This is a genomic window from Leptospira kmetyi serovar Malaysia str. Bejo-Iso9 (assembly GCF_000243735.2).
Taxonomy (GTDB): domain Bacteria; phylum Spirochaetota; class Leptospiria; order Leptospirales; family Leptospiraceae; genus Leptospira; species Leptospira kmetyi.
In genome coordinates, this window is the sequence record NZ_AHMP02000003.1 from 2,250,761 (window position 1) to 2,276,280 (window position 25,520).

The 25,520-nt window shown below is 45.6% G+C and carries 24 protein-coding genes, 1 tRNA gene and 1 pseudogene; 13 read left to right on the top strand and 13 right to left on the bottom strand.

All coding sequences use genetic code 11. The features are described 5' to 3' along the window. Positions 1–33 precede the first annotated feature (33 nt). Positions 34–681, top strand: a complete 648-nt coding sequence (locus tag LEP1GSC052_RS12850) for an FFLEELY motif protein (protein WP_010573826.1) — start codon at positions 34–36, stop codon at positions 679–681. On the opposite strand, the gene LEP1GSC052_RS12855 is transcribed toward LEP1GSC052_RS12850, so the two are convergent. The 4 genes from LEP1GSC052_RS12855 to cueR form a co-directional block, all read right to left on the bottom strand. After that, positions 682–1,656 carry a hypothetical protein gene (locus LEP1GSC052_RS12855; RefSeq protein WP_010573825.1) on the bottom strand — a complete coding sequence of 325 codons (975 nt, stop codon included), beginning with the start codon at positions 1,654–1,656 and terminating at the stop codon, positions 682–684. After that, complete coding sequence (locus LEP1GSC052_RS12860; RefSeq protein WP_010573824.1) at positions 1,625–3,037, bottom strand: MBOAT family O-acyltransferase; 1,413 nt, start codon at positions 3,035–3,037, stop codon at positions 1,625–1,627. Before LEP1GSC052_RS12860 ends, LEP1GSC052_RS12855 begins: the two co-directional genes overlap by 32 nt. Positions 3,038–3,577: 540 nt before the next feature. Then, a tRNA-Leu gene (locus LEP1GSC052_RS12870) sits at positions 3,578–3,659 on the bottom strand. Positions 3,660–3,694: 35 nt separating this feature from the next. After that, positions 3,695–4,090, bottom strand: a complete 396-nt coding sequence (cueR, locus tag LEP1GSC052_RS12875; protein ID WP_010573822.1) for a Cu(I)-responsive transcriptional regulator — start codon at positions 4,088–4,090, stop codon at positions 3,695–3,697. A 234-nt stretch (positions 4,091–4,324) separates the two neighbouring features. Here cueR and LEP1GSC052_RS12880 point away from each other — a divergent pair, with 234 nt between their 5' ends. Beyond that, complete coding sequence (locus tag LEP1GSC052_RS12880; RefSeq protein WP_010573821.1) at positions 4,325–4,534, top strand: heavy-metal-associated domain-containing protein; 210 nt, start codon at positions 4,325–4,327, stop codon at positions 4,532–4,534. 17 nt (positions 4,535–4,551) lie between these two features. Continuing rightward, the gene (locus tag LEP1GSC052_RS12885) at positions 4,552–5,001 is read left to right on the top strand and encodes a hypothetical protein (RefSeq protein WP_010573820.1); all 450 of its coding nucleotides are present in this window, start codon (positions 4,552–4,554) and stop codon (positions 4,999–5,001) included. A gap of 77 nt (positions 5,002–5,078) precedes the next feature. Here the strand turns inward: LEP1GSC052_RS12885 and LEP1GSC052_RS12890 are convergent, their stop codons facing one another. Continuing rightward, positions 5,079–5,789, bottom strand: coding sequence for an IspD/TarI family cytidylyltransferase (locus LEP1GSC052_RS12890; protein ID WP_010573819.1), 711 nt, complete (start codon positions 5,787–5,789; stop codon positions 5,079–5,081). Further along, positions 5,767–7,038: a diaminopimelate decarboxylase gene (locus LEP1GSC052_RS12895; protein WP_010573818.1), complete on the bottom strand. Its 1,272-nt coding sequence runs from the start codon at positions 7,036–7,038 to the stop codon at positions 5,767–5,769. Before LEP1GSC052_RS12895 ends, LEP1GSC052_RS12890 begins: the two co-directional genes overlap by 23 nt. A gap of 76 nt (positions 7,039–7,114) precedes the next feature. Between LEP1GSC052_RS12895 and LEP1GSC052_RS12900 the strand changes: the two genes are divergently transcribed. The 6 genes from LEP1GSC052_RS12900 to LEP1GSC052_RS12930 all read left to right on the top strand — a co-directional run bounded on the left by LEP1GSC052_RS12900 (position 7,115) and on the right by LEP1GSC052_RS12930 (position 15,432). After that, on the top strand, positions 7,115–8,191 hold the full coding sequence (locus LEP1GSC052_RS12900; RefSeq protein ID WP_010573817.1) for a zinc dependent phospholipase C family protein: 1,077 nt from the start codon (positions 7,115–7,117) through the stop codon (positions 8,189–8,191). 6 nt (positions 8,192–8,197) lie between these two features. Continuing rightward, positions 8,198–10,690, top strand: a complete 2,493-nt coding sequence (locus tag LEP1GSC052_RS12905; RefSeq protein ID WP_010573816.1) for a penicillin-binding protein 1A — start codon at positions 8,198–8,200, stop codon at positions 10,688–10,690. Between the two features lie 70 nt (positions 10,691–10,760). Then, complete coding sequence (locus tag LEP1GSC052_RS12910) at positions 10,761–11,171, top strand: bactofilin family protein (RefSeq protein ID WP_010573815.1); 411 nt, start codon at positions 10,761–10,763, stop codon at positions 11,169–11,171. A 54-nt stretch (positions 11,172–11,225) separates the two neighbouring features. After that, on the top strand, positions 11,226–12,344 hold the full coding sequence (locus LEP1GSC052_RS12915) for a peptidoglycan DD-metalloendopeptidase family protein (RefSeq protein WP_010573814.1): 1,119 nt from the start codon (positions 11,226–11,228) through the stop codon (positions 12,342–12,344). Between the two features lie 323 nt (positions 12,345–12,667). Next, positions 12,668–13,765 (top strand): alpha/beta hydrolase, encoded by a 1,098-nt coding sequence (locus tag LEP1GSC052_RS12920; protein WP_051185408.1) that lies wholly within the window; start codon positions 12,668–12,670, stop codon positions 13,763–13,765. A 281-nt stretch (positions 13,766–14,046) separates the two neighbouring features. After that, positions 14,047–15,432, top strand: coding sequence for a histidine kinase dimerization/phosphoacceptor domain -containing protein (locus LEP1GSC052_RS12930; protein ID WP_020986354.1), 1,386 nt, complete (start codon positions 14,047–14,049; stop codon positions 15,430–15,432). Here LEP1GSC052_RS12930 and LEP1GSC052_RS21810 read toward each other — a convergent pair. Beyond that, positions 15,427–15,546 (bottom strand): annotated as a pseudogene (locus LEP1GSC052_RS21810) (LIC12628 family protein); the annotation flags it as partial. The gene LEP1GSC052_RS12930 and the pseudogene LEP1GSC052_RS21810 overlap by 6 nt on opposite strands. A gap of 112 nt (positions 15,547–15,658) precedes the next feature. On the opposite strand from LEP1GSC052_RS21810, the gene LEP1GSC052_RS12935 reads away from it, so the two are divergent. Then, a complete protein-coding gene (locus LEP1GSC052_RS12935; RefSeq protein ID WP_010573812.1) occupies positions 15,659–16,486 on the top strand; it encodes a crotonase/enoyl-CoA hydratase family protein in 828 nt (275 codons plus the stop codon). Between the two features lie 8 nt (positions 16,487–16,494). On the opposite strand, the gene LEP1GSC052_RS12940 is transcribed toward LEP1GSC052_RS12935, so the two are convergent. Continuing rightward, positions 16,495–16,674 (bottom strand): hypothetical protein, encoded by a 180-nt coding sequence (locus LEP1GSC052_RS12940; protein ID WP_010573811.1) that lies wholly within the window; start codon positions 16,672–16,674, stop codon positions 16,495–16,497. A gap of 112 nt (positions 16,675–16,786) precedes the next feature. Between LEP1GSC052_RS12940 and LEP1GSC052_RS12945 the strand changes: the two genes are divergently transcribed. From LEP1GSC052_RS12945 to LEP1GSC052_RS12955, 3 genes are all read left to right on the top strand, one after another. Then, positions 16,787–17,635, top strand: coding sequence for a tetratricopeptide repeat protein (locus LEP1GSC052_RS12945; RefSeq protein WP_040913013.1), 849 nt, complete (start codon positions 16,787–16,789; stop codon positions 17,633–17,635). A gap of 102 nt (positions 17,636–17,737) precedes the next feature. Next, the gene (locus LEP1GSC052_RS12950; protein ID WP_010573809.1) at positions 17,738–18,760 is read left to right on the top strand and encodes a hypothetical protein; all 1,023 of its coding nucleotides are present in this window, start codon (positions 17,738–17,740) and stop codon (positions 18,758–18,760) included. 39 nt (positions 18,761–18,799) lie between these two features. Further along, positions 18,800–19,693, top strand: coding sequence for a DUF2167 domain-containing protein (locus tag LEP1GSC052_RS12955; RefSeq protein ID WP_010573808.1), 894 nt, complete (start codon positions 18,800–18,802; stop codon positions 19,691–19,693). An 86-nt stretch (positions 19,694–19,779) separates the two neighbouring features. On the opposite strand, the gene LEP1GSC052_RS12960 is transcribed toward LEP1GSC052_RS12955, so the two are convergent. From LEP1GSC052_RS12960 to LEP1GSC052_RS12980, 5 genes are all read right to left on the bottom strand, one after another. Beyond that, entirely contained in the window at positions 19,780–21,090 is a 1,311-nt protein-coding gene (locus LEP1GSC052_RS12960; protein ID WP_425268411.1) for a hypothetical protein, read from the bottom strand. 66 nt (positions 21,091–21,156) lie between these two features. Continuing rightward, positions 21,157–21,945 (bottom strand): LIC_10740 family protein, encoded by a 789-nt coding sequence (locus tag LEP1GSC052_RS12965; protein WP_010573807.1) that lies wholly within the window; start codon positions 21,943–21,945, stop codon positions 21,157–21,159. Next, positions 21,926–23,017, bottom strand: a complete 1,092-nt coding sequence (locus LEP1GSC052_RS12970) for an N-acetylmuramoyl-L-alanine amidase family protein (RefSeq protein ID WP_020986286.1) — start codon at positions 23,015–23,017, stop codon at positions 21,926–21,928. The genes LEP1GSC052_RS12965 and LEP1GSC052_RS12970 overlap by 20 nt, the downstream gene beginning before the upstream one ends. Further along, entirely contained in the window at positions 22,984–24,648 is a 1,665-nt protein-coding gene (locus LEP1GSC052_RS12975; protein WP_010573806.1) for a DEAD/DEAH box helicase, read from the bottom strand. Before LEP1GSC052_RS12975 ends, LEP1GSC052_RS12970 begins: the two co-directional genes overlap by 34 nt. Further along, on the bottom strand, positions 24,645–25,448 hold the full coding sequence (locus tag LEP1GSC052_RS12980) for a class I SAM-dependent methyltransferase (RefSeq protein WP_020986265.1): 804 nt from the start codon (positions 25,446–25,448) through the stop codon (positions 24,645–24,647). Before LEP1GSC052_RS12980 ends, LEP1GSC052_RS12975 begins: the two co-directional genes overlap by 4 nt. Between the last annotated feature and the right edge of the window lie 72 nt (positions 25,449–25,520).

A 25,520-nucleotide genomic window follows, 5' to 3' on the forward strand; every position in this document is an offset into this window, starting at 1 on the left:
CTACGCGGCCTGCGGAATCGTTTCTGAATCAGAATGAATCAAGAGCTGTTAGAACTAACGCGTAAAGCAGTTGTTCGCGCGACAATCGAGAGGCTTCGCACAACGTATTCGGATCTCCTTATCATTAAGGGATACGATGGAATACCGGATTTTTTCGAGTTCAATTTATATTCTCCCTCGAACAAGGAAGAAAGAGACAACGCTTTAGAAAGTCTTTATGAAAAGTTGAAAACGGTCGCGGGTAAATCGATGACCGACAACATTCATCAGATCATTCTCCTCAATCGCCTAACGGACTCTTTGGATTACGACACGGCTAAGATCGTGATCGAAAACAATCTGATGGAAGACGGCGTAATTTCCAGAGACAATCTGTATGCGGCGATGGGTGAAACCGATCGTTTCGAAGAAAGAAGAACGCAGATCGTGATGGTCGGAAATACGTTGAGATTCTTTTTTTCCCTTTCCAAACTTCCTATGATCAAACTCGTGATGGCTCCGATCAAGGTCGCGGCTTCGATGGTGGGCGCGACTTCTTTGGTGGAAACCATGGAAGCGGGTTACGAGTTATCGAGCAAGATCAAGGATCTCAATCCGTTTATCGAAGCGTTCGTAGATCGTGAAACGCGTCTGATCGGTAAACTGGAAACCGGCAATCCGGTCGGCGAATTGGCGAACTGATCAAAGAAGTTTTCTTTTTTTCAGTTCCGCTTCGAACGCCGCCGTATATCTCGCCTTTCCCAAAAGATTCAAGTGAGAAGCGTCGAAGAAAGTTTCCGGATCGGTTTCGAATTCCTCCGGATTCAATCGTATATAGACCGCTCCGGAATCTTCCGCGATCTTTTTCAATTCTTCCCTCACGACTTCGTATGCGGAGTCGTCCTCCTTGGAAAAACGATAATTCGGAGTTTCGAGCAGAATCGTCCTTACTCCGTGTCGTCCGGTAAACTTTAGAATATCATAAAGTTCTTGTATAAGCTCGGGTTCGAGTTTCGGAGCCAATCCCTCGTATTGTTTTTTCCACTGGGAGACCCGCATTTCGTTTCCGTTTTGTTTCGATTCTTCCGCGTTTAACTTCCATACGAACGCCGCGGACAAGTATTTATCGTAGAGTTTGGAAAAGATAAAATGAGAATAGGAATTCAACGAATACGAATGCGAAAGTCGAAACGTCCAGTATTCGAGCGAGGATTCTTGAGGAACCTTTTTGTCCAAAAAGTTTTGAAACAATCCCTTGTGATAATATCCTTTGACGGATTTGTACGCGGAATCCGGATAACGTTCCTTGTTGAACGCAAACTTATCGGTTTCCAAAACGAGCAAAGAAGGAAGTTGATCCTTGTTTTTCTTTAAGTATTCGCTTACGATTTCCTTTCTCAAAACAAGATTGGCGCCGGGAACGTTCAACAATACGACTTGTTTTCCCGATTCTTTTGCAAGAACCTCCGAATCCAGATCCCAGAGAATATGACTCGAGCCGACGATCAACGTATGAGCGGGTTTAAAATTCTTCACCATGGAAAACATCTTATCGTATTGGCCGAAAAGAAGCGCGTACCAAACTCGATCGAATAAAACCACGGACAAAAGAAGGACCAGCGTCAAGGACGCATAACGGAGAATTTTAGAACTGGAAGTAGATGAAACTGGATCCATAAAAAACTCCTCCCGTAAAAATCAGAGTGATGAAAATTCCGGCGACGGCCCAATCTCCGTATTTTTTCCATCCTTCCTTGGTTTTTTCCCAGAACGGAAACAATCCTTCCAAAATCAAAAAGAGAACGATCGCAAATACTCCGGCCTTTTTTTGAAATTCCACGATCAGATCCAAACCTTGTCCGCTTGCAAAGTCGAAGATTCTACGGAGAATCAGATGTGCGGTTCCGATCGATTCTGCCCGAAAATAAACCCAACTGAGCAACACACAATGAAAGGTTACGATAACTCCGATCCAACGAAACCAAAAGACCTTCGGCGTTTTTTCGGTCACAAAACGTTTCCAAAGAACCTCGGAGGTCAGATAAACTCCGTTTAACAGACCCCATACGACAAACGTCCAATTGGCCCCGTGCCAGATTCCCGATAGGGCGAAAACGATTAATAAATTTCGAATATGCCGAAAAGTTGATACTCGGTTTCCGCCGAGCGGAATATAAACGTAATCCCGAAACCAGGAGGAAAGGGAGATATGCCAGCGTCCCCAAAACTCGGAAACGCTCGAAGAAAAATAAGGACGATCGAAATTCCGCATCAGATCGATCCCCAGTATTTTAGAGGTTCCGATGGCGATGTTGGAATATCCGGCGAAGTCGCAATAAATTTGAAACGCGAAAAAATACGTCGCTACGAGCAGATCGACTCCCGATTTTTCCGCGGGTTCGTTGTACATCGCGTCCACAAAGACGGACAGCCGATCCGCGACGAACAACTTCATTAGAAATCCGTAAACTATATATTTCAACCCGTTCTCCACGTTTTGAAAAACGAGTTTGTGTTCCTTATGGAACTGGGTCATCAGATGATGCGCCCTTTCGATGGGCCCGGCCACCAACTGCGGAAAGAACATGACGTAGACCCAATAATATCCGAGATGTCTTTCCGCCTTGATTCTCCCCTGATACACTTCCACGATATATCCCATCGATTGAAACGTATGAAAGGATAATCCGATCGGAAGTATAATCTGCAAAGGAGGTACGGGCATATCGGTCGCGAAAAGAAACCGATACAAGGTTCCAGTATTGTCCAATACGAAATTGAAATATTTAAAAAAGATTAAGATTCCTATGTTGGACGAAAGGCTGAAGATGAGATAAGTTTTTCGTTTCGATCCCGTCGCGCCTTCGATCCATAGCGCTAGATAATAATCCAATACGATCGTAAACGCGAGAATCAGTATATAGGCCGGTATAAAGGCCATGTAGAAGTAACAACTCGCAAGGAGCAATAGAATCCATCGAAAACGAAACGGAATCAGAAAATAAAGAACCGCTACGATCGGATAAAAAATAAGAAAGTGAATCGAGTTGAATAACATAGGTCGGTTCTTTTGCGAACTTTTCTTCGGTTGGAACCGCGTTTTGTTCCCGGCCGAGATTTCGATAAAGTAAAATCAGATTTTGAGATTTGCGGTAATTGTAAAGTCAAAAGCGGCGCCGGGAACGGGGCGGTTTTGTCAAGTTTCAAAGGAACATCTTGTCGGAACATTTGGAGAATCTCGGATCTCGGACGGAAAGATTTTTTCCATAGGAGGGTAGGAGATCCTACATTGCTTGTGGTTCAAAATAATATTCGAGGATTCGCGAGACAAAGGCCCGCGTTGATTTCTTTCAGTGTTCCGACAGGATTTACAAAAAAGGATTGCGAGTAGAGGGACTCGCCGTTTCGCAATTCGCCATCCTGACGAATTCAGCTCCACGGCGTCTCACTTTGGCCTCGGAACATCGTGTTCCTCGGACGCGTCGTTCGCTTTTTACGAAAGCTACGGCGCTTTTCCAAAGTTCGCTTCGAGTCCCAAATTCATTTTGGAAACTCAGATTGAATCGATTAGAAAGAATTGAATTTTAAAAGGAAAGCTTGCGAGTAGAGGGACTCGAACCCCCACACATTACTGCACCAGAACCTAAATCTGGCGTGTCTACCAATTCCACCATACTCGCGTGGTCTTTCCAATGTTTGTGAATGTTTCTTAGAGTCAAGCGGTTTCGTTGGAAAGTGTTTTCAAAATGGGACAACTCGGTCGATCGTCTCCGTGACAATGTTTGGCGAGATGTTTGAGAGTGGCCGCCATATCTTGCAGTTCTACGATCTTATTCTCCAGCGTTTTGAGATGAGAAAGCGCCAGCTGTTTTACGTCCGCGCTTGCGCGGCTTTTGTTTTTCCAGAGACCGACTAACTTCTTGATTTCGGAAAGTCCGAAACCCATTCCCCTCGCCCGCTTTACGAACTTGAGAATATGCACGTCGTCCGTAGAATACGTTCTGTAACCTGAATCCGTTCTTCTCGCCTTTGGAATCAAACCGATCGATTCGTAATGACGAATCTGTTTTGCGCTGACTCCCGATTCTTTGGAAACGTCTCCGATATTCATAATCCCTCGCATTTTTTAGTTAGACACGCGCACTGCGATCCTAATCGGGAAAGTAAATTTTATACGTCCTACGAGCAATTCTAAACCTTCCCTTAATGAGAAGGTCAAAGCGCGGATCGCGAAAAAATTGAATGCGAAACGAAAAAAATCGCAACCGGCTATTGACCTTACCCTCGTGGGAAGGTTTACGCTGAATCCTAAGACCGGTTTTGAAAACCGTCTCAGGAGAATCTTATGATGGAATTTCAAGTGGAGAATATGACCTGTGGAAGTTGTGCGAACGTGATTTCCAAATCGATCCAAACGATCGACCCGAACGTTCAAATCAACGTGGATATCGCAAAACAAATCGTTCGTGTCGAAAGCGGACGTTCCGAAAAGGAACTCGCAAACCTCATCGAAGAATGCGGCTACCCCGTTTCTAAAAGTACGATCGTTTCGTAAAAAAGGAGAATCAAACGATGAAACATTCGCAACAAAAATCTAAGAATCGGGCCGTTGTTCAAAAGACGGCTTTTTCGAAAGCGGAAGTCGCAAAACTCGTACTTTCCGTTTTGCTTATATTCGCAAGTTATGGTTTACTCGCGCACGGAGAACACGAGGTCGGTCCCAACGGAGGAACGATTCGTATGCCGGGAGGTTTTCATACCGAGCTGGTTCTTTTAAAGGAAGGTCTTAAAGTTTTTCTTTTGGATATCGAATTCAAAAATCCGTCCACCAAAAACGGTAAACTACAAGCGAAGATCGTCCAAGGGAAAACCGAACAGAAATTGGAATGCCAGGCGCATCCCGATCATTTTTTCTGTCCCGTTTCCAAAATTCCTACTTCGGGTAAAATCGTTTTGAAAGCGACCCGCGAAAAGATGGAAGGAATCGACGCGGTTTACGATTTGCCGATCTCTCAAAAATGAATTCTTCGTTTCCGCGTTTCCGTCGAAGCGCGGAGACCCGGATCGAAACGTGAAAATGCCTCGCGCAATAAAAAATTCTAACGTAACTTATCGAACAAATCCGAATAAAATCCGGCGAGTTCCAAATCCTCTTTGCGTGTGATCTTTAAATTGAAAGGATGCGATTCCACGATCGCCGATTTTTTTCCGGCGGACAAGGCCCAGGAACAAAGATCGGTCGGCATCGAATCCGAAGAAACAAAGGACAACAATTCTTTTAAAACATCGCCCCGGATTCCCTGAGGAGTTTTCATAAACCAGATATGTTCCCGATCCAACAAGGAAGCGGTTTGTCCATTCAATTCTTCTAATACGGTTTCGGAGGTTCGAGAAGCGAGCGTCGCGATTCCGTTTTTACGAACGCTGTCGCATAACAAATCCAATTCTTTTGCGAGAACAAAAGGTCGGGCCGCGTCGTGAACCAAAATGATATCTTCGCTCGCGATGGAAAGCGCGGACAAACCCTTCAACATCGATCCGTGTCTTGTGTCGCCGCCTTCCACGATGAGATCGTCTTCAAGAAGATGCGACGCGCAGACGGATTCGGTTTTTGGAATGGAGTCGGCGTGGGAAACGAGAACGATCCGTTTCTGCATTCCCCATTCTTGAAAACGTTTGAGTGTGTGAAGTAGAATGGGCTCGTTTCCGAATTCCAAAAACTGTTTCGGAATCTCCGAACCCATTCTCGTGCCGGTTCCTCCAGCGAGAATCAAAACGTAAATTTTCTCAGAGAGAAACAGCGACTTCATTCTGAAAGATTTGTTCCAAGTTCTGACGTTTGCGAATCAGTCGAAAACTTCCGTCCAAATCCACAAGAACCTCGGCCGTTTCGGGAAAAGAGTTGTAGTTCTTTGTGGACATGGAGGAACAATAAGCCCCCGCGCCCTCCATTACAACATAATCTCCTAATTTAGCTTCTCCTGATATTCTTGTGATCGGTCCGCCGCCTTCCGCTTGCGTAAACAAATCGCCGCTTTCGCAACAATGTCCCACGTAAACGTATTCCGCGGTTTTTCCCGAATGGGTTCCCTCTTTCGAAACGACGACTAACGGATGTCTTGCTGCGTATAAGGAAGGTCTTGTGTTCACGTCCATTCCCGCGTCGATTTTTACGAACGTATAACCGCCGTTAGGCCCCGTCGTCACGACGTCGTCCACGGTGGTGAGAATGGATCCGTTGTTCACCATCATAAAAGAACCGGGTTCGATTTCCATGTGAAGTTTCGTTCCGTGTTTCTTCGCGTATTCCTGAAAGAGTTCGACCACGGGCGCGCCGATCGTCTGGAAGTCGGTGGTTTTTTCGTCTTCCATTCTCCCCACCTTAAATCCTCCGCCTAAGTTGAGAATTCTACATTCGGAAAACTGCGCGGCGATGTCCAAGGAAACCTGCGCGACCACTTTCCAAACCGCCGGATCGCTTCCCGATCCGATATGAGTATGAACCTTAAAAATCTTAAGATCGTATTTTTTCGCGATCTCTTTCACCTTGTCTATGTCTTCGTGCCAAACTCCGAAGGAGGAAGTTTTTCCTCCCACATCGGTCTTCTTCGTTTGTCCCGAACCGAGCCCGGGATTAAAACGAACGCTGACTTCCTTGCCCGGAAATAATTTTCCGAACGCTTCCAACTGACGCAAAGAACAGGCGTTGAAGATCATTCCCTTCTCCACGAGCTCCTTTAGGTTTTTTGCGAGCTCTTGCGAAGTGAGCATGATCTGTTCGGGTTTGAATCCGTAGTGAATGGCCCTTTGCGCTTCGTATTCGGAACTCGCGTCGATCTGAATTCCTTTGCGTTTCATGATTTCAAGAATGGTTCTGTTCGGATTGGCTTTCATCGCGTAACGGACGGTCAGACCGAATGCGTTCGGAAACGCGAGAGCGGTGTCGCAACTTTTTTCGATTCTTTCCCGAGAATAAACAAAAACCGGGGTTCCAAATTGTTGTGCGATCGATCGCACTTGGGATTCAGTCAAAAATTTTAATTTTTCTATTGATTGCATAGTGAAACGGGCATTTCTAAATGGTTTTAGAACAGGCTCCGTCGGTGTCCCGTTTTTTTAAAGGCATTTTCATTTTATGGCTGGCAAAATCACTCATCTCGAAGTCCTTTCTCAGGTTTGTAAACATCTGGATCACGGAACCGCAGAGCAAAGAAAAATCGCCGGACTCATGCGCGCCGAATCCAATCGAAAGTTCGCGAACATAGGCGCGATCGCTCCCGATATATTTTATTTTTATCATATTCTTTCCCCTCGTAAAACGAAGAAGGCTACGGTCTGGGGAGACATGAGTCATCACAACGGAGTCGCCGAACTCGTGTTGAGTTTTTTGGATTTGATTCTTCAGACCGAAGAGGGAATTCACAGAGATCGTTACATCGCGTTCACTCTCGGTTATATCTGTCATTGCGCCGTGGACATCGTCACACATCCTTATATCTTCTACATCTCCGGAGATTTTTACAACAAGGACAAAAAGATCAGCAGTCTCGCTCAATACAATCATATGAGAGTGGAGAACGCGCTCGACTCCTGGCTTTTGGATTACCGTTGGGGAATGACTCCGAAAGAATACGACTTCGTTCATCACGTCGACGCGATCTTCAAATCGGATAAAAAAACCTGGAAGATGGATCCCATGCTCTGGCACTTTTGGCTCAGAGGCCTCAAGTCCACGTTCACGGAAGAATTCAAAAAACATTATATAGGTTCCGAGGACAAGATCATTCCCGGAGATTTGTTAAACGAATCCTTTTTGGGTTATCTCGAATTTCATCGCGTTCTCGATTCGAGAAGCAAGTGGATGCGCGGCGCCTTAAAACTTCTCGACAACATCACGTTTCACAAAGTGCGTTCCTCCGTGTTGATGCTTCCTCTCAAGGAACATATCGACAAACGGATCATGAACGAGGAACACAAGAAGTGGAATTACCCCGCGGATCCTTCGATCGTTCGGGAGGATTCTTTCGTGGAACTCATCAATCGTTCCGCGCAGAACGGAAAAGACGCGTTGACGCACGCTTGGAATTATCTGGAAAACAAAATGTCCCGATCGGCGTTCTTAAAAGAATACCAGGGATACAATTTGGACACGGGGCTCCGCTTTCAAGGAGTCGACAGCATGAAGGAATTTTCACCGATAGAAGAAGTTTAATCGATTATGAAACACGAACCAGTCAGTTATCTTTTCCGATTTTTTGTGATCCTTTTCCGGGACAAAATTCTCCAGAGAATTTTAAACTCTCCCGATCCGTTGAAACAACTAACGAAAGTCTGCGCGGGACTTTTGTTTTTGAACGGATTTCTGTTCGTATTCTCCGTAAAGGATTTATGGAGAGTTCCCGATTCGAACCAATACGAAAAACCTTCCGTGCTTTACGGACTGAACGATAAAAACGAATACGAACCGATCGCCGAATTCTATCGATTCTCCCGTGTCGTATTAAACATAAAAGAACTTCCGCCCGAAGAAGACGGCAAACCGAACAAGCTGATCCGCAGTTTCGTTTCGACCGAAGACAATAATTTTTATTCTCATTGGGGATTGGATCTGCGCGGAATCTTTCGCGCGTTTATGGTCAACCTTCTCGCGGGAAGAATCAAGGAAGGAGCGTCCACGATCACACAACAGGTCGCACGACTGAAATTCTTAAACACGGAAAGATCTTTCCTAAGAAAAGCGAGAGAGGCTTGGCTTGCGCTTCTTCTCGAAGCGGTGTTCGACAAGGATACGCTCATGGAAATTTATCTCAACGAAATCCCTCTCGGACACGGAACGATCGGGGTCGGAGCGGCCGCAAGATTTTATTTCCGCAAAGACGTAAAGGAACTGACTTGGGGAGAATCGGCCCTTCTCGCGAGCTTAACGACGAGACCGACGGAATTTTCACCCTTGGTGAATCCGAATTCTTCCAGCGCGAAGGTCCGCGTGGTCTTTAAGAAGTTCGTCGAAAACGGAATCTTGGACGTAAAAACCGCCGAAAAAGAATACGAAGCATTTTCGGAATATTACATTACTCTAAACCGTTCTCCGAACGATTCCGCGTTCGGGGATCGTCTCAATCGTTTTCCGTATTTCACGGAATACGTAAGAAAGAATTTATCGCGTTATATTCCCAAGACGACTTTGTACAGCGGCGGTCTGAAAATTTATTCCACGCTCAACATTCAACACCAAACACAAGCCGAGAAGGCTTTGTATTCCGGTTTGAAAGCGCAAACCGCACTTTCCAATCAAAGAACGTTCACAAAGATCGACGCGTTCGACGACGCATACGGGGAAATCTACGATATTCTCGCGATGATCCACGACGTTCCCGAGTTTAAGTTTAAAATTTCCAGATCGGTTCGAACCTTCAGCAGAGCCTGGCAAGAAGATCTACGCGACGAACTCAGCGCGCTCAACTTGTTGAGCGGAACCGAATCCTTAGGCGAAGCGATCGAGTGGAGTTATAGAAGTCAACAAACCGAAGACTTTCTTCTTCCCGTCGAAGGCGCTTTGATTTCGATCCGTCCCGAAAGCGGTTATATCACCGCGATGGTGGGCGGCTCCGGTTTCCGGTCGGACAATCAACAGATTCGAGCGTTTCAAGCGTATAGACAACCCGGTTCCGCGTTCAAACCTCTCGTCTACGCTGCGGCGATGGAATACTACAACCAACATCCCGATCCGAAGAAGAACGTAACGGCGGCTTCCTTGTTCTCCGATTCTCCGCTTCAATACGTATTAGAAGACGGTGATGAATGGAACCCTTCCAATTACACGGGAGAATATTCAGGATTTATAAAGTTGCGCGAAGCGCTCGAACTTTCCAGAAACAGCGTCGCGGTGCGCGTTCTCGAACACACGGGGATCAGCAACCTGATGCCGAATCTGGAAAAGATTCTCCAGATAGAAAACAGATCCATTCCTAGAAACTATTCCATTTCTCTCGGAACCTTCGAGGTTTCTCCGTACGAACTCGCGAGGTCTTACGCGGTGATCGCTTCGGGAGGAAAACAAGTGTTCCCGTTGAGCGTTCTTTACGTGGAAGACGGAAGCGGCAACGTCATCCGAGACTTCCGCGAAGACGCGAGCAAACAAGAGAGGAAACAAATTCTTTCTCCCGAAGTTTGTTTTATTCTTACCTCGATGATGGAAGACGTAATCAAAAAAGGAACCGGAACCGGAGCTTCTTCTTACGGACTCAGCAGACCCGCCGCCGGTAAAACCGGAACGACGAATAACTTTCGGGACGCGTGGTTTGCGGGCTATACTTCCGATCTCGTAAGCGTCGTTTGGCTCGGTTACGACACGGGAACTCTTTCGATGGGAAAAGGAATGTCGGGCGGAGTCGTAGCGGCACCGATCTGGGGAAGATTTATGTCCAACGCGCTTTCGAGAGAAAAGTCCAAGTCGTTTAACTTCGGAGAAACCGGCGTGGTCCGCAAAACGATCTGTTCCATCTCCGGAAAATTACCGGGTTCTCATTGCAATCAAACCGAAGAAGAATACTTCACCAAGAACACGGTTCCCAAAGAAGTTTGCGACGATCACAGAGGAGCGGGATTCATACCGGAACCCGAACCGGATCACCATTCTTCCCATACGACCAAAGTTAAAAAGAAGCAGAAAACCAATATTTTCCAGGGCGACGATGATTTGATTCGGTAATTCCGAACAAAAATACTTGTCGTTTTGGGATTGAGTACACAAATAGATTTATTGCTAGCAGGAGTTTTAGATGGCCATCGGCAAGGAAAATAATAACAGCGTAATCGGTCCCGGGTCCATTTTTGAAGGGAAATTTTATATCGCAGGTTCTCTCCGCATCGACGGAAAATTCGAAGGAGAAATCAAAACGGACGACACACTTTATATCGGTGAAACCGGTAAGGTAAGAACCAATATTTCGGCTCGTGAAGTGACCGTTTCCGGAACCATGATCGGGAATATCAAAGCCGAGAACGAAGTTCGTCTGGAAGAAACCGGGAGACTTTTAGGAGACATCATCGCCCCTGCCCTGCATTTAGCGAAAGGTGTGGTAGCAAAAGGAAACATTACGATCACCGGCGGACAAAAGAAAGACGTTAAGAAAATCGTGGAAGAGTCTTTCGGTGGAACCCGTACTCTGGACAACGGAAAGGACGAATAAGTCCTTTTTTCTTTACTATAGGAAAGGCCGGGATCGGGCCGATAATCTTCCTGTATGATCTTCAAAAAGCCCAGACAACTGAACGCGGGGAAGGAACTCCTAAGAACGGACAACTTCACCCTGATCTATCTGGGCGCTTTCCACTTTCATTATTCTTTTTATTTTAGAGGGAATCTTTACCACGGAAATCTCGATTTCCGCAGAAAAAGATTTCGACTGATTCCCATCTTCGCTTCGATCGCTCTCTTTATCGCATTCTTAGGTTTCGGGATGAACCCGAGCAACGCCATGATGGATTCTTCCGGACACGAGATTACGGAGAACGATTCCGAGGATCTCAAGGCGAAATCCGGAGACGAAAAGTTTTTGGAAGAATCGGAAAAGGCCAAACTTACGATTCTGATGGCCAAGGAACTCAAAAATCCTTCCGAAAAGAAGAAACAACTCAAAGTCACCACGTATCGCGTAAAAAGAAATGAGACGTTAGCCGAAATTGCGACCCGATTCAAGGTTTCCATGGAATCCATCGCGGGTTCCTCGAACATCAAAATCGACGACACTCTTTATCCGGGACAAATATTAAGCATTCCTAATAAATCCGGTCTTCTCTATAAGATGAAAACGGGAGACACGGTCGCCAAGGTCGCGAGTCTTTACAAGGTCAACTTGGACGAGATCATGCTCGAAAACAAACTCGACGATCTCGATATTCTCAGACCGGGACAAAAAGTATTCTTACCGGGCGCGGTGATTCCCGATCCCGCTCCGAAATGGGTAATTCCGGTCGCTTCCCGAATCGTTACTTCCAATTTCGGTTTTAGAACCTTCCCGAGAAGAAAGTTCCACGAAGGTTTGGATCTGAAGGCGTTCTACGAACCGATCGCCGCCGCGAGAAACGGAAAAGTCATCTACGCAGGATGGATGGGCGGTTACGGAAACGTGGTCGTCATAGAACACACGGACGATTTCAAAACTTTATACGCGCACAATTCCAAGTTGTTCGTACAACGAGGCGATTACGTTTTAGCGGGAAAGAAAATCGCAAGATCCGGTTCCACCGGTTATTCTTTCGGTCCTCACCTTCACTTCGAAGTAATTAAGAACGGTCAACCGGTCAATCCTTCCAAATATCTAAAAGGTCTTACATTCCGTAAGGGCGGACCGACTCACTAGTTTTCGATCGGGATTCGTTTGTCGTAACAAGAGGTGTAGGAACTACCACATTCTTCCCGAACCGACTCGGACTTCGCGAAAAATGTAGGAACTACCACGCTTTCTAAAAAACTTACAACCACGGCTCAATCAGTTTGATTTCCTAAAAATGTGGGAACTCCTGCGTTTTTAGTTACGAATCTTTGAGTTCGAGCGCGGATCTCTTCTCGAACCAACTCAGACTTCGCGAAAAATGTAGGAACTACCACATTCTTCCCAAAAATCTCCCCAGAACAAAAGGAATTTGATTTCCAACGAAAAACATTTTGAAAATATTTTCCAAAATGAAAATCGCGAAACTCGCCCCAATCAAAAACGTGTATCGTATCCTATTCGCACTTGTCCTCTCACAGATCCTTTTTCAATGCAAAACACCGACCATCGAAGAACTACTCGATCAAAGATTGATCAAAAACTACGACCAAACCGAAACCCTGAACTTATACTACGCAACGCTCCGAACCCAAAACACAAGCGCGACCAACGGATGTAACGATTCTTACTTTTTAACGACGGGTCCGAAAGAACTCAAAACCGGATATTGTATCGTAAACGTTCCGGCCAACCACGAGGTCGGAGCTCTTCCCGCGGGACTCGGAAGCAGGGAGAATTATTTTCAGTTCCTCGGACACAAACCGTTTGAAACGCAGGACAACTTCATCGAGGACCTGAAAAAAGATCCGTTCGAGGAAGTGCTCGTATTCGTCCACGGATTCAACGTAAAGTTCGAGGAAGCGATACTTCGCGGAGGACAAATCCGATACGATCTCAAATTTCCGGGCAAGATCGTTATCTTTACTTGGCCTTCCGGAAGCGAAGCCGGACTCATCAACCAAGTATTACTGAAGGGAACCTACGAAAAGAATCTCGCGTCCGCAAGAGCATCTCGGGGAGAATTTAAGAATTTTCTAAAGTCCCTCCAAACGGCCGGCAAAAAAATTCATCTCATCGTCCATTCGATGGGTCATCAAGTGGTATTACCCGCGTTAGCCGAAATCGGAAAGGAATCGGACAAACCTCTCATACAAGAACTCATACTCAACGCGCCCGATTTTGATTCGGGAGAATTCCGACTGATCTCCGACTCGCTCACCAAGGCCGCCAAACGAACCACACTTTATTGTTCCCCCGGAGACAGCGCGCTCCAAGCATCGGCGTCGGTAAATCAAGGCGGAAGACTCGGAACTTGTATGATCATCCCCGGATTCGACGTGATCAACGTGAACCCGATTGATTCTTCCCTGATTTCCCTCGGTCACGGATACTATTCTTCCAAGCCTCTCTTAACGGATATCTATCAGATCCTACTCGGAGTGAAAGCGGAGAAACGACTCTTTATCCGAAAATCCACGGGAAGCGAGAATTTTGTCCTGAGAAATTGAGAATATTCGGAAAAGGAAGAATTATCCGTCCGTTTCTGATCCCTTAGGGATTATAAAAAAGGATTTCTCCGAAGAAAGAAACCTCTCGAATCCTGAGTCTAATTGTAAAGTTGTAAAAGAGAGCGCCGATTTCTTCTCGTTTTTTTCTTTTCCGCCTAGAGCGTCGGAGAAAACTGGGAAGAGTGCGTGGAATTCCCAAAATGGGAAAACATAATTTTACCACAACTTTTTCCGTGTTTTGACAAATATCTTGTTGAATTCGGGGTTATTTTTAGTAACTAATGAATATGCTTCAGAAACCCAAAATTTTGGTCGTTGAGGACGAGATCATCGTTGCAGTCAACCTAGGCCAAAAGCTCAAAAAGCTGGGTTATGAGCTTGTTGGAATCACATCTTCGGGAGAAGAAGCGATTCAAAAAGCGGAAGAGAATCATCCGGACCTTGTCCTCATGGACATCAACATAGAAGGAAATCTGGATGGAATCGAAACCGCCGAGGTTCTTCGGAACCGCTTTCACACCCCCGTTATTTATCTCACCGCTTACGCCGACGAAAACACCTTAGACAGAGCCAAAAAAACACAGCCGTTAGGCTACATCGTAAAACCTTTCGAGTCGGATCAGCTTCGCTCCTCCATAGAAGTAGCGCTTTATAAAAACGAAATCGAACAAAGATCCAAACAAACCGAAGAAAAACTCAAAGGCGCGTTAGACCAGCTTGGAGCCGGAATCGTCACGACGGATGAAAACGGATTTCTTCTTTTTATGAATCCCGCGGCGGAAAAGCTCATCGGTTGTAAATACGAGGACCATCTCGGAAAACCGATTCAAGAAATTCTCTTTTTTAAGAATGGAACCGGAGATTCGGTCGGAAACTTGGTCGAAGAAGTTCTCAAATCCAGACTCCCCCGAGAAAACGGAAATCTGTTCTTAGTCGCAAAAAATGGAAGTAGTCAAGAAGTTCAATTACAGAGTTCTCCGATCCTTGGAACGGAAGAAAAACTGACCGGAACGTTCAACATTCTCAGAACCAAAGAACAACATACGACCGCCGGTGAAAAAGATACGTATCTAAAAGAAATTCATCATAGAATCAAAAACAATCTTACGATCATCTCCTCGATCTTCAGCCTGAGATCGGGACAAACCAACGGAGAATCGAACGACGTCCTTCGAGAAAGTCAAAATCGTCTGCGCGCGGTCGCTTTGTTACATGAGATTCTTTACGAAAGCAAGGATCTGTCTTCGATCAGTTTCGAGTTATATGTAAAAAAACTCACGGACGCTCTTTTTGAAATTTATCAAGTGAACCGGGAAAAGGTTCGTTTGGAAATGAACATTCAAGAAGCGAAGGTAAAAGCGGAGATCGGAATGAATCTCGCTTTGATCATCAACGAACTCATTACGAATTCCTTAAAACACGGTCTTGCAAATTCTCCGGCGGGATCGATCCGGATTCAGTTCACAAGAGAAAACGAAATGTTGACTCTGGAAGTTTCCGACAGCGGAGCCGGTCTTCCCGAAGAATCGATCCGAAGCAGAAACCCGGGTTCTCTCGGATTATCCCTTGTGGAATCCCTTGCAAAACAGATCGGCGGGAAAGTCGAACTTCTCAATCAAGAAGGCGCCTGCGTTAAACTGCATTTTCCTGCCGCCGTTCCCATCTAAAAAAATGCGGGAACTCCTGCGACCTTCCTTTCCAGAACAATCCACTTCTTTCAAAAGCCTCTTCCATTCCTCTTTCGGATGCTGATGACGAATTTTTTCCCAGCTGATAATCATCCCAAAACCTCTTCTAGATAATGAGAATCATTCTCATAATTTAAAAACTGTCCAGCATTTTTGAGTCCAGGAATGACTTGTAAGAATTTTTTTCCCTCCCAGACTGACCGGGATGAAAACCCATTTTGAATTTTTTGAAATCGTCGTAAGACCCGAAGACAAAACCGCCATTCTTTATCTCAACCGCCCCGAAAAAAGAAACGCCATGAACTGGCCTTTCTGGCGGGATCTCCCCGACGCGGTCGAGGAAATCAACGCGAACCCCGACATTCACGCGTTTGTCGTGGCCGCGAGAGGAAAATCATTCTCCACAGGTTTGGACTTGGATTCTTTTTTTAAGGAATTCGGAAGCACGGTCCAAGCCCCCCTCGGAGGAGATCGCAGAAAGTTTTTCGATCTCATTCTTAGAATGCAAAAAGGAATCAACGCGGTCTATGATTCTCCCAAACCTTCGATCGCCGCGGTTCAAAAACATTGTATCGGCGGCGGACTCGATCTGATCTCCGCTTGTGATATTCGTTACGCGACCGTGGACGCTTCGATTTCTCTTCGGGAAGCGAAGGTCGCGATCGTGGCGGACATGGGTTCGATCAACAGACTTCCTGCGATCATAGGTCAGGGGCATACGAGAGAATTGGCTTTAACCGGAAAAGACATAGACGGAATCGAAGCGGAAAGAATCGGACTTGTGACCAAGGTTTTTCAAACCGAAGAAGAGATGATGAGCGTAGCTCTTGCCACCGCAAAAGAAATCGCGGAAAATCCAAAGATCGTCGTTTCGGGAGTTAAGGATGTGATGCGTTATTCGGAAGGAAAACCGATGGACGCGGGTTTGAATTACGTCGCTCTTTGGAATTCGAGCTTCTTAGATTCTGCGGATTTTAGAGGAGCGTTGCAATCCTTCAAGGAGCGCAAACGCCCCGTCTACAATCAAAACTGATTTACGACTTAAGCGTAAAGGTCCAGGATTCTTCTTTGTCCTTCTTCCTTGGAATTCTGGACCCCCGCCTCTACGGCGAGATTCAACATCTTTCGATTCAGATCGCTTTGCGCCTGAAAAATTTCTTTGGGCAGATTTGCCACCCTTTCCAATAGTAAACTCTGGTTTGTGTTTCCGTTGATATTCATAAATTCCCTCTTCCGAGAATTTGGGGTTTTCTTTCTTTTTCCCCCAATTCTATTCTCGGTTGATAAATAGAAAACTTGATTGTTTTTTGAAAATTTTTAACCTGTCCAAACTGTGAGTTTCCCTACATTGATCAGATCTGCGATTCAGAGGGAGAATCAAAGAGAGTTCACCAAAGCTTTCAACCTCTACAAGGAAGCTCTTTCGTTTACCAGCAGTCCCAAAACGATTTTAAAGATCCGCAATCGTCAAGCGTGGTGCCAATATCATATCGGGAACACGCGGGAAACGTTGAATCTGTTTCACGAAATCATCACTCAATATCCGAACGAACCCGGAAGTTATTTATATTATTCCAATTATCTCATCAAGGTTTCCAACTTCAAACAGGCTAAGAAAATTCTTTCCAAAGGAATCGATCTTTATCCGGATCAACTGGAACTTTATCTTACCTTGGCTTCTTTGTTGAAGGACACGGATCGTTCCAACGAAGCGATCGCGGTTTTAAAACAGGCCTTGGCTCAGGAAAAACTCTCGAGAGGAAGAGGAATTCTCCGCAAGGACATCTGGGCCGAGTTAGGTCATCTTTACTATCAAAGAGGCGATTACAACTCCGCGTTGGTTTCTCTCAAGACTTCGATGCGTATGGACAGCGACGAGAATTTTCTTCACTACGATATGATCGCGCAGTGTTATCTCAAGGTCGCCGATCATAAGAACGCTCTTAAGTTCATAGACTTATACATCCAATACTTCGGAGAGTCGGATTCGGATATTCTCATCATCAAAGCGAGAGCGCACGCGCAACTCGGCGAAAGTCATCTCGCGTGCGCTTCCCTTTTACAAGCGTATTCGATGGAGAACGGCCTCAAGTTGAACGCGGAAGATATGGTGGACTTCGCTCCCCTTTTACAAACCGGTTTTTTTGATACATTAGAGAATGTTGAAATAGAAGAACCCTGATCGGTTTGCAAAGAATTTCTTGACCGTTCCGCGTATTCCTGTCTTTTTTTGAGGTTCGATCGTGTATCAGAATTAGGACCGGATCGTCCTTTAGGAAGTCGTATGAAAATTCTCCCCAAATTCAAAAACAACTTAACTCGTCTTTACGTTTTCCTGAAAGTTCTTTCGGTTTTGACGATTCTTCTTTTCAATCGACCGGGTTTTTCCCAAACGCTTTCACCCGATCAGGAAAGATTGGTAAAAGCGGTTCATAAAATTCTGGACGATCTCGACGCCATCGTTCTGAAAAATCCGAAGGATAAAAAGGACGACGTTTACGTTTTGGTGCAGGAAACGATTCTCAAACTTCAAAGCGGCGCGTTGCGGGTCGGCATCCGGGAGGATTTGGAACGGGATATTTTCGGTTCCGCGGTTTTTTCGATCCGATCCAAGGAAGATCCCGATCCAAGCATTTATCTTAGTCCTTATCTGCTCGATCTTTATCAAACTCATCCTTCCATCGTGTTGTCTGCGTTCGTTCATGAATGTCAGCATTCAAAAAGTTATTTCGACGATCCCGAACGATTCATCAATCTGAGTATGACGAGCACTCTCGAAAAATATCTCTACGAGTTGGACGCTTACAATCGCGAGTCTCAATTCATTCTTAAATATCTGAAGAAGAATCCGAAATACAAACTGACTCCGTTCGAAGTCCTTCTTTCCGATTCTTTTGAAAAGGACAACCTCGGTTATTTTTCATACGCGGCTCTCGGTTACGACATGTCCCTGGCCGGTTATCTTTACAACGTATCCGAGTTTAAACTTTCCTACGAAGAAAAGATGGCGTTGATTTTGAAAACTCTCAATCAGATCATCGCCGAACCTTTGGACGACAAAGGCGATTCTTGGAATCAATACAAACAGATCGTTCCGATGTATTCCTTTCTTCAATTCGCCCCGCAAGCGATCCGAAACATCGACACGGTTCACAATAAGATCGCGGATCAATCCAATTACGATCTGCCAAAACAACACCCGGATTTATACGCTCGAATGCTCGATCTTGAAAAAATCTTTGCGGCCAACATAGAAAAATACAAATTCCTTCAAGGAACCTTGGAGAAACTGAAAAAAATCGATTAGTCGAACGTTTTTTAAATCAATCGTATCAGGGAGATTCGTATGAAGTTCAATGTATCCGCGGCGGTTTTGTTTTTATTCTCGCTTACTTTAACCGCTCAACCGAACGACGATGTTACGAACATCGTAAAAGGTCTTAAGTATCAAACGGGAAAAGTGATCTTGGGAGACAAACTCGCTACGTTAAACGTTCCTTCCAACTTCAAATATATAAACGGCAAACAAAGCAAACTCGTTTTGGAAAACGTCTGGGGAAACCCGCCCAGCGCGGAACCGCTCGGCATGCTTTTTCTAAAAAATCAAAGTCCGATCAGCGATAATTTTACGTACGCGATCAGCATCGACTATTCGGAAGAAGGTTACATCAAGGACGACGACGCGAAGGATTTGGACTACGGCGACCTTCTCGACGAAATGAAAAGCGACATGAAAGAATCCAACGAATCCAGAAAGAAGGAAGGTTATCCTTCCGTGGAACTCGTGGGTTGGGCCTCCCCTCCTTTCTACGACGAAAAATCCAAAAAACTACATTGGGCCAAAACCCTGAAGTTCGAAGGTTCCGAGGTAGACACATTAAATTATAATATTCGAATATTAGGAAGAAAAGGAGTGATCGTTCTGAACGTCATATCGGACGCGGATAAACTTCCGTTGGTGAACGAGGAACTCGACGCGATCGTAAATTCGACCGAATTCAACGAAGGAAATCGTTACGAGGATTTTAATCCCGGCTTGGACACGGTCGCCGCTTACGGAATCGGAGGTTTGATCGCGGGAAAGGTTTTGGCTAAGGCCGGGTTTTTCGCGCTTTTATTAAAGTTTTGGAAAGTGATCGCGTTAGCCGTCATCGGAGGTTTCGGAGTTTTGAAAAAATTCATCTTCCGGGAAAAGGATGTCGCTTCCACTCCTCCGCCTTCGGACGGACCGAACGCTTAATCAAAACGTATCGAAACGGATTCGCGGCTTCTTTGAATCGGGGCCGCGTTTTGTTTTTGTTCAAGGTCCGATTTTAGGAAAGAAACTCACTGAGGAATTTTCGGACCCAACTCGATCACCAACTGTTCTTCCGGAACGGTAAGATCGATCTTATCGATCTTTTCGGGAATTCTCCCCGAAAGAACGTCCTCGGTGAGATTTTTAATCTTAGCGAGAATCGTTTCGTCCGTACAATTCGAAATGGAAATGATATTCGGAAGATCTTTTCCCCAAGCGAAACGAATCCCCGGACTATCCACAAAAAAAGATTCGGTAACTCCGTCCCCTTCCTTATCGATCATCGTAAAGACCGTGGAGTCGCCGGTAACGACTACGGCTTTTTTTCCCTTCTTCACTTTGTCCGCTTTGACACGAGTGTTGGTCATCTCGCGATTCCAAAGATAATAGTATAATTTTCTAATTTGAGAATCGATCAGTTTGTCCCTCGCGGACTTATACAATTCTCCGTATTTTTTTCCGACTTCCTCTTCTCCTTTCATCTGTCCGTCGAGTTCGCGGGGAGTCGTGGAATGAAGATAAAAATCGGGAATGCCGTTGATCGTGTTCGTATAAAAGGCTTGGTCTTTTCGATCGCCCGGATAAGGATTTGTGGAAGCTCCCGGATTTTTCAAAAAGCCGATCAGAACGTTTCTTCTTTCGTTCACTTTCTTTCTGAGTTCTTCGGCTCTGAAACGGATCGAACTCGTTTTCGGAGAATCCTTTCCGTAAAAACGTTCGGATCTTTCCAATTCTCCGCTGACCGCTCGTTCGGAAGAATACGTCTTTAAAAGTTCCTCGTCGTATTTCAAAAGAAGATCCAATTCTTTCGTTCTTTTTAAGGGCTCAGCGGAAGCCTGACTCGCATCACTCGCGTTAGACGATCCTGCGGAATTCTGCGGATTTGCGGAAGAGGAAGACGATGGTGCGGAGGAATTGTTCGAAGTATCGGAAGACTTGCTCGGCGAAACGGATCTTTCCGATTCGGGAAGTCGAAAGTATTCCGCTTCCAATTCTCTCAGTCTCGCGTAATTGGAAATCTTTACGAGATAATCCTTTTCCTTCTCCCTTACCTTGTTCGGATCGTCGAAACCGTCCTTGAGCAACGTTAGTTGTCCTTTATAGATGATCATCAAAGTCGCTTCGGAAGAATCGCGGCTCGGATTCGTATCGGGAAGGGTTTTACCGTCCTTATCGACGAGCTGAATGAAATGAAAGGCGATTCGATCCGTTCTGAAATCGGTGATATTTTGTATATCGGGAGAAATCTGCAGATCGGCGGAAGCCCAAAGACTTCCACCGAAAATCGACAGAACGAGAAGATAGGCGGAAAAAGACTTCTTATTGCCGATCGAAAACAAGCGATCCGAAAAAATGGATTTCATCTTGTTTCTAGTATCGGCTAAAAAGAGGACGGAAAGAGAGGATCAGTTCCTTTTATGGGCCGAATCGAGAGAATATTCCATTCCGGGAATACTTTCGGATAAACCGTCCAGCCTATATTCCAGGCTTTGAATGTCCGAAAAATTCTCGAAAACGGTCTTTTCCAAGGCGAGAAAGGTAGAATCCAAAAGCGCCATTTTTTTGCGCGCGATTTCCTTTTGTTTGTCTTCCTCTTTCATATTCTGTTGAACGTAAGTATAATCGATTCTAAACTTCATTCCGGAAAGAATTTCCTGAAGAGTGGACTTTCTAAAATCCAGGATGAGAACTCCCCCGTTTTTCCAGATCGCTTTGACGGCGTATTGGATTTCGGGAAGACGCTTTAGATTTTTGTAATGTTCTCCCTTGCCGCTTTCGAAAGCCTTATCGAAATAGGAGGACTCGCTGATCTCCCCGATCAAGGTCATCGTCTTGTGACGGTATTCTTCGTCTTCGAGAAGAACCTTTCTGCGAACCGGAAACACCTGACGTTCTCCGTCCGATCCGTAGATCGTAATTTCCGTTCTCGGATCTCTGTTACCGACTTCGTAAAGGGAGAATGGAACAAGAGTAACAAAAGGACTGTTGCCCGCGAGAATGAAGGAAGTAAAAAATAAAACGACTCCGATCCAGGCATAGGTTAGGAACAACGTCTTGCGGGAAACCCCGTCTTCGGTCGCGGTGCGGAAGAGCCAAAGATAACCTTGGTTGATTTTTTCGCCTGCGGCCTTGATCGCTTCCCATGCCGCGTCTCTGATCGCGATTGCAGATTCCTTAATTTTTTGCCAATTCATAACCCCGGATTCCTTCTACGATGCTTTTCGCTATCTTAACTTGTAAACTCTTGCTCTGCAAAAGTTTGGATTCTTTTTCATGAGAAAGATAACCCATCTCCACGAGAATCGCGGGCATGAGACTTCCTCTGAGGACCGAAAAATCCGCCTTTTTCACTCCCCTGGACAGGATTTGAGGTTGGAGCTTTTTTTTCATCTCCGATTCGACCGACCTGGCCAAGATTCTGCTTCTTCTTTGAATGAGCGAGGACATCATTCCCGCCTGAATCTTTTTGACCGCCGTGGTTCCCTTGGGCTTGAGAATCCGGTTTTCCAGAAGAGCAGTCTCCCGAGCCGATTCGGTGGAAGCCGTTTGGGAAAGATAATAGATCTCGAAGCCGTTTACGTCCTCGTTGATGGAAGAATTGCAGTGAAGACTGATGAACAAGGAACTTCCGTTTTTTTTGAGCTCGCGATTGGCGATCTCGGATCTCCGTTCGAGTTCGACGAAGTTGTCGTCCGGTCTTGTTAATACGACTTGGATCGAAGGATAAACCTTCTCGAAGAATTTTTTAAGAATCTTAGCGACTTGAAGAGCCACAACCTTCTCGTTCGTTCCGTCGTTCGATGCCGTTCCCGGATCCTTTCCGCCGTGGCCCGCGTCGATGAGAACGGTTTTGATTCCGAGTTTTTCCGCGCCGGGAAGAACTTCCAACTCCAACACGTTTTCCTTATATTCGTATCGAACGTCCTCGGACATGAGTTGTACGAAAAGCGCTTCCACGATTTCGGGAGGAATCAGAAAATCCTTTTCCTTATAAAGAACGGGAACCGAAATTTTTTCGATGCTCTGATTGAAGGTATAAAATGAGGAACCGACTCGGAAGCGGATTTCACCGGAAGGATGTTGGATCGCGCCGACGAAGGTCGCCGGATTGAACGAGGATTTTAAGGAAGGAAATTCCTTTTGAACGTCCTCAAAGCGCACATAACGTTCGGAAGACTGAGTGGGAATCGCGACCTTTGCGCCGAGTTCCCACGTATTTAGGGAGAATAGGATCAGCCCCCAAAGATAGATTTGATTTTTTGCCAAATCGAACCTTTTTTCTTTTTAGAATCTTCTCTTTGAGTATCGTTGATATCGAACAAATTCCGTTTGCTCTTATCGTAATTCTTGTTCGCGTGTTGTTGTCTGTTTCCGTTGCGATCGTGGTTCTGCTGATTTTTATTACCGGCGCCCTGTTGACCGCCTTGAGGCTGACGTTGTTTGTCCTTGTTGCCTTGAAAGCGATGTTGATTCTTATTTCCTTGTTTGTTTCCTTTCGGTTCGGAGGAAAGAACGGAATCCGCCTTTTGTAAAAAGAATTCGGCTTCTTGAATCGCGGCCGCGGGTTTTTTCTTATGACCGTCTCTCGCGGGAGAATGCGACTGCGTATGACTTGCGTGACGTTTGTCCCCTCTACGATCCCGATCGTGTTTGTGAGGAGCGCGATCTCCTCTGTCGTGAGGACGTCTTCCATTCTGTTTGAAATGGGTTTCCTTTTCACGATCGTAGGAATCTCCGCCCACAAAGGCCTGAAAATCACCTGCAGGAAATTGAATGTATTCTTCCTGAACTTCCAAAACATCGATCTTTTGTTTCAGATATTTTTCGATCTTTTCCAACTCCACGTAATCCGACTCGGAACAAAAACCGATGGCTTTTCCTTTTCTTCCCGCTCTTGCTGTACGACCGATTCTATGAACGTAGTTCTCCGTGTCTTGAGGAAGATCGTAGTTGTAAACGATGTCTATGTTTTCGACGTCGATCCCTCGGGAAGCCACGTCGGTCGCGACCATATAACGGTATTTACCGGATTTAAAATCGCGGAGAAGTCTGAGTCTTTTTTTCTGATCCAACTCGGAGGAAATTCCGGTGACGGGAATTCCGTATTTACGAAGCGTATGAACGATCTTCGGAATATTCGCTTTATAATTCGTGAATATGATTCCTTGGCCTTCCTCTTTCGAATTTACGATGAGGTTGGTCATGTAAGGAATTTTTTCCTCGCGTCCGAGGTGAACGATCTTTTGGTCGATTCTTTCAGTGATGATCTTTTCGGGATTGATCTGAATCTCGACGGGTTCGTTTAAGAAACGATAAGCGAGTCTCATCACTTCCACCGACAAAGTAGCGGAGAACAATAAGGTTTGCTTGCGATTCTTACATTTATGAAGAAGCCAACGAATGTCCTGGATGAATCCCATGTCGAGCATACGATCCGCTTCGTCGAGGACGAAGAACTCCACATTCGATATGTCGATGGAACCGGACTTGATCATGTCGATCAATCTTCCCGGAGTCGCTACGATAATTCCGTTTAAACCTTCGAGATCCTTGTTCTGGGATTTGTAATCCGTTCCTCCGATGATCGGAACCGCGCGCACTCCGTTGGAATGTTTCAGAAGTTTTTTGGCTTCTTCGGAGATCTGCATCGTAAGTTCTCTCGTGGGCGCGAGGACCAACGCGGAAACTCCTTGGATCTCTTTGGTAAGAATGGTGTGAACGACCGGTATCAAAAACGCGACCGTCTTCCCCGTACCGGTTTGTGCAAGACCTGTGATGTCTTTGCTTTCCAATCCGTGCGGGATCGATTTTTCTTGGATCGGTGTGAGTTCGGTGTATCCGATTTCTTGAATGGCTGAAAGTAACTTTGGATGTATGGATAGTTCTTCGAATTTCATGTGTGCCGCTTCTGAGCGATTAAGTGGAATGTATCACCGTAACAGGTGAGGTCTGAGAGACGTGCAAAAAGGCGGTGACTCAGGGTTTTACCTCTCCAACCCCGATCTCGGGACGGGTGGTAGGACATCGGTTTCTTATACTCAGTCTTAAAACCGTATCCTTTCAACATTTTTTTCAGGGAGTCTGGGCTGTAATCCCAAAAATGGTCCGACGGGTGCGTACGGAACCATTCTTCCGAATTTGTTTGAAAGGTGGGACCGTACAAAGAAGGCAAACCTAAGAATAAAAATCCTCCGGGTTTGACAAGATCGGTTAACTTTTCGAATACGAAGTCCGCGTCCGGAAAATGTTCGACCACGAAGAAGGCCGCGACAACGTCGAAGGATCGGCCTTTCAGGAGATTCTCCTCCAAAAAGGAAACACAATGAACGTCGAGTCCCAAGGTCTTCCGAGAATATTCCACCTCGGCCGGAGAAATCTCCAAACCGGTCACTTGATAACCCGATTTCCGAGCCTCGTCCAAAAAAAATCCGGCGGCCGAACCCAACTCGAACAAGGACGCGCCTTGGGGATCGTGAAACCTGCGCAAAATCCCGAGTCGCTTTTGCGCCAAGGCTCTCAGAGAGATTTCATCTTCGTAGTAGGTTTTTTGATATTGGTTTTTATATTCTTCTAAGAAATAAGAATCCTTGTATTCCCGAGTTTTGGCGGGTTTGTAAAAACATACGCCGGTTCTTTTGCAGATCAGATATTGTTCGGGATACTGCGGATGAGGAATGAGCTCGAGTTTTGGATACATTCTCTGGATCTAAAAAAGGAAAAAGGGAAAAGAAAGAAAATTCCTTTTTTCGAAACTGCTTGAAAAATCGAG

Coding starts and splice junctions, on each gene's coding strand:
- LEP1GSC052_RS12850 (WP_010573826.1), top strand. CDS start 34: ATGAATCAAGAGCTGTTAGAACTAACGCGTAAAGCAGTTGTTCGCGCG.
- LEP1GSC052_RS12855 (WP_010573825.1), bottom strand. CDS start 1,656: ATGGATCCAGTTTCATCTACTTCCAGTTCTAAAATTCTCCGTTATGCG.
- LEP1GSC052_RS12860 (WP_010573824.1), bottom strand. CDS start 3,037: ATGTTATTCAACTCGATTCACTTTCTTATTTTTTATCCGATCGTAGCG.
- cueR (WP_010573822.1), bottom strand. CDS start 4,090: ATGAATATCGGAGACGTTTCCAAAGAATCGGGAGTCAGCGCAAAACAG.
- LEP1GSC052_RS12880 (WP_010573821.1), top strand. CDS start 4,325: ATGATGGAATTTCAAGTGGAGAATATGACCTGTGGAAGTTGTGCGAAC.
- LEP1GSC052_RS12885 (WP_010573820.1), top strand. CDS start 4,552: ATGAAACATTCGCAACAAAAATCTAAGAATCGGGCCGTTGTTCAAAAG.
- LEP1GSC052_RS12890 (WP_010573819.1), bottom strand. CDS start 5,789: ATGAAGTCGCTGTTTCTCTCTGAGAAAATTTACGTTTTGATTCTCGCT.
- LEP1GSC052_RS12895 (WP_010573818.1), bottom strand. CDS start 7,038: ATGCAATCAATAGAAAAATTAAAATTTTTGACTGAATCCCAAGTGCGA.
- LEP1GSC052_RS12900 (WP_010573817.1), top strand. CDS start 7,115: ATGGCTGGCAAAATCACTCATCTCGAAGTCCTTTCTCAGGTTTGTAAA.
- LEP1GSC052_RS12905 (WP_010573816.1), top strand. CDS start 8,198: ATGAAACACGAACCAGTCAGTTATCTTTTCCGATTTTTTGTGATCCTT.
- LEP1GSC052_RS12910 (WP_010573815.1), top strand. CDS start 10,761: ATGGCCATCGGCAAGGAAAATAATAACAGCGTAATCGGTCCCGGGTCC.
- LEP1GSC052_RS12915 (WP_010573814.1), top strand. CDS start 11,226: ATGATCTTCAAAAAGCCCAGACAACTGAACGCGGGGAAGGAACTCCTA.
- LEP1GSC052_RS12920 (WP_051185408.1), top strand. CDS start 12,668: ATGAAAATCGCGAAACTCGCCCCAATCAAAAACGTGTATCGTATCCTA.
- LEP1GSC052_RS12930 (WP_020986354.1), top strand. CDS start 14,047: ATGAATATGCTTCAGAAACCCAAAATTTTGGTCGTTGAGGACGAGATC.
- LEP1GSC052_RS12935 (WP_010573812.1), top strand. CDS start 15,659: ATGAAAACCCATTTTGAATTTTTTGAAATCGTCGTAAGACCCGAAGAC.
- LEP1GSC052_RS12940 (WP_010573811.1), bottom strand. CDS start 16,674: ATGAATATCAACGGAAACACAAACCAGAGTTTACTATTGGAAAGGGTG.
- LEP1GSC052_RS12950 (WP_010573809.1), top strand. CDS start 17,738: ATGAAAATTCTCCCCAAATTCAAAAACAACTTAACTCGTCTTTACGTT.
- LEP1GSC052_RS12955 (WP_010573808.1), top strand. CDS start 18,800: ATGAAGTTCAATGTATCCGCGGCGGTTTTGTTTTTATTCTCGCTTACT.
- LEP1GSC052_RS12965 (WP_010573807.1), bottom strand. CDS start 21,945: ATGAATTGGCAAAAAATTAAGGAATCTGCAATCGCGATCAGAGACGCG.
- LEP1GSC052_RS12975 (WP_010573806.1), bottom strand. CDS start 24,648: ATGAAATTCGAAGAACTATCCATACATCCAAAGTTACTTTCAGCCATT.
- LEP1GSC052_RS12980 (WP_020986265.1), bottom strand. CDS start 25,448: ATGTATCCAAAACTCGAGCTCATTCCTCATCCGCAGTATCCCGAACAA.